2 protein-coding genes are annotated in these 2,814 nt (G+C 65.7%); both read right to left on the bottom strand.

The features are described from left to right. Positions 1 to 88 precede the first annotated feature (88 nt). Positions 89 to 1,324 (bottom strand): Fic family protein, encoded by a 1,236-nt coding sequence (locus Q7W02_16695; GenBank protein ID MDO8477798.1) that lies wholly within the window; start codon positions 1,322 to 1,324, stop codon positions 89 to 91. A gap of 601 nt (positions 1,325 to 1,925) precedes the next feature. Beyond that, positions 1,926 to 2,708: an FAD-dependent oxidoreductase gene (locus Q7W02_16690; GenBank protein MDO8477797.1), complete on the bottom strand. Its 783-nt coding sequence runs from the start codon at positions 2,706 to 2,708 to the stop codon at positions 1,926 to 1,928. Between the last annotated feature and the right edge of the window lie 106 nt (positions 2,709 to 2,814).

Genomic DNA, 2,814 nt, shown 5'->3' with positions numbered 1-2,814 from the left:
GCTTCCTCGTCCTCGACCGGCAGCACGCGCGGCAGCGCCTCGAGGAGGAGAAACAGCTAAGGAATATGTAAATGCCGCGTGGGCAGCATCAGCCCGTTCTGTCGGGGAACAGGCCCGGCATCCACCGGGATGCTAGGGCGGCAGGAAAGGCTAGGCGCATAGGGGCGCGCGTGCTGTCGGATATCAGGACGTTTCGCTCCATGAGCGCCGAAATGACCCGGCGCGCTTGGCGGTCGCCGGTGCCGACAATGCCGGCAGCGTCGGCGCGCGGCAGCTCTCCCCGGTAGAGAACGGCTTCGAGAATGGCGCCCGCTTTCTGCGGCAGGTGGTCCAGCCTGATTTCTTCCTCGGCCCAGAGCAGAATGCGCGCGCGCAGACGTTCGGGCTGTATCAGCTCCCCCATGAAGGAAACCTGGTCGATGCAGGTCCGCAGGAAGAATTGTGTGAAGGCCGTGAGGTTTTCCTCGCTGAGATTACCGCGGCCGTCGAGGTCGTTCCGGCGCGTCTGGTCGCAGGCGGCAAGGTGGCCCTTGTAGTCTTGGACATTGCGGGCGAGGCCGCGCGCGATCGACCAGACGGCGCCGGTGTCGAGCGTCTCGAGCAGCATGGCGTGGGATACCAGCCGGGCGACGCGGCCGTTGCCGTCGAGGAACGGGTGGATCCAGACGAGCCGGTGATGCGCGGCCGCCGCCGCGATGACGGTATCGATCACGCCGAGACTTCCGTAGACTTCCTGGTAGCGGCTCAGAAAGCGCGGTACCGCACCCGGGCTGATGGGGACAAGCCGGCCGACCCTGACGTCGCGCGTGCGGAGTTCGCCGGGAACAAGCTTGACCGTCTCTTTGGTGTCGGAGTTTATCGACACGAGAAGATCCGGGGGCAGATGTTCGCAGAAGCGGCGGTGGATCTCGCGGATGGACTCGACGTCGACGACGCGCCCTTTCAGGGCGCCGGTGTCGATCCATTTCTGGACGGCGATATGGGCCTTGGCTTCGAGCTGGAGGTCCCGCTTTTCGGGATCCTTGCTGTAGTCGCTCTTGAGGGCGCGTTCGATGTCGACGGGATGCGTTGCATGGCCTTCGATGATGTTGCTGTAGTAGCAGTTCATTGTGCGGACAAGCGTGGCGATTGACTCGAGGAGGCCGGGCGGCAGGGAGTGGCGGAAGCCGGCAGTCCTTTGCGCCAGCTCGAGCGCGAGGTCCGGCAAGCCCGCGCGGTTGCGTGCGGCTTCGCTGATCAGGAGCGGCTCCATTTCGGAGGTCGACTCGCCCCGGTCTCTGGCCGCTTTGACGTCCGCTTCTTTGTCCGGTTTCGTCCACGTCATATATGCATGTATATCAGCTATTTGTGCGACTTGCAAGGTGGTAGCATGGCCCCTATATTGTCCTCTTTAGAGTCCGGTGCCTGGAATGGACCAGCTGAAGCGAAACGGATTGACGGCTCTTTCCAAGTCCGCGATGGCGCTCCGGAACCTGTCCTAGGTCAACGACAAGGGCGGCGCAATAGGGGGTGTTGTCCTTCTTGCCGAAAGAGTCAGAGGCGGCGCGCCCGAGCCTCACCCCGGCGTGCGACAGCCGCAGCGAGCGCGCCGACCTGACGCCGAGGGTTTTCGCGGCTGCATTTCCAGCCGTCGGTCAGCCGAGCCGTTAGCCCGGATTATGCGTGAAGACAGCGCCACCCTCACCCCAACCCTCTCCCTCTCCGAGGGAGAGGGAGACGTTTTGGTTCCCTCGCCCCCGGGGGAGAGGGTAGGGTGAGGGGGCGGCGGGAACGCGGACAGGGCGTTCGTGAACAACGCAGGTTAGGGGTAGTTTTTACGGTTCGGCAATAACTGCGCGAATTGCCTTCGTCGCTGCGGCGGATCTTCACTCGGCCAGCTGGCTCACCATGATCCTCGCATGCGGTCAGTCATCTTCGGACGCCGCCTAAACGTGAATGGCCTGGCCGAGCGCGGCGAGCGTGGCTTCGAGCGAGGCCTCGGACAGGGTCGGATGTGCGTGGATGGTGTGAATGAACTCCTCGAGCGTGGCCTCGAGCGTCCGCCCCACCGCGAATTCGTGGATCAGCTCCGTCGCCTCGGGACCCACGATGTGGACCCCCAGGATTTCCCCCGTCCGCTTGTCGGCCACGACCTTTAAGAAGCCCTCCGTCTCCCCCAGCGCCACCGCCTTGCCGTTGGCCGTGAAGGGGAAGCGGCCCACGCTGACCTCGCGTCCGTCGGCCTTTGCCGCGGCTTCGGAGAGACCGATGGACGCGACCTGGGGGCGGCAGTACGTGCACGAGGGGACATTGCCGTAGTCCACCGGGCGCGGCGACCGGCCCGCGATGGCCTCGGCCGCGACCACGCCCTCGGCCATGGCCTTATGCGCCAGCATCTGGCGCCCCGCCATGTCGCCGACGGCGAAGATCCCCTTCACCGAGGTCTCCATCGTGGGTGACACCGTCACGAGGCCGCGGTCCATCGTCACGCCGAGGGCTTCGAGCCCGATGCCCTTCGTCCTGGCGGCGCGCCCGACGGCCATGAGCACCTGCGCGGCCGTGAGCGTCTCGCGCTTGCCGTCGGCGTCGATCTCCACGGTGACGCTTCCCTTGCCCGGCGTGACCTTCGCGACCTTGACGCCCGTGCGCACGGTCACGCCCCGGCGGGTGAAGAGCCGCGCGATCTGGGCCGAGGCTTCCTCGTCCTCGACCGGCAGCACGCGCGGCAGCGCCTCGAGGAGGAGAAACAGCTAAGGAATATGTAAATGCCGCGTGGGCAGCATCAGCCCGTTCTGTCGGGGAACAGGCCCGGCATCCACCGGGATGCTAGGGCGG

The organism is Candidatus Rokuibacteriota bacterium (assembly GCA_030647435.1).
Lineage (GTDB): Bacteria > Methylomirabilota > Methylomirabilia > Rokubacteriales > CSP1-6 > AR37.
Note: the sequence above shows the minus strand (reverse complement) of the source record. Positions and strands in the feature narration are given on the sequence as shown.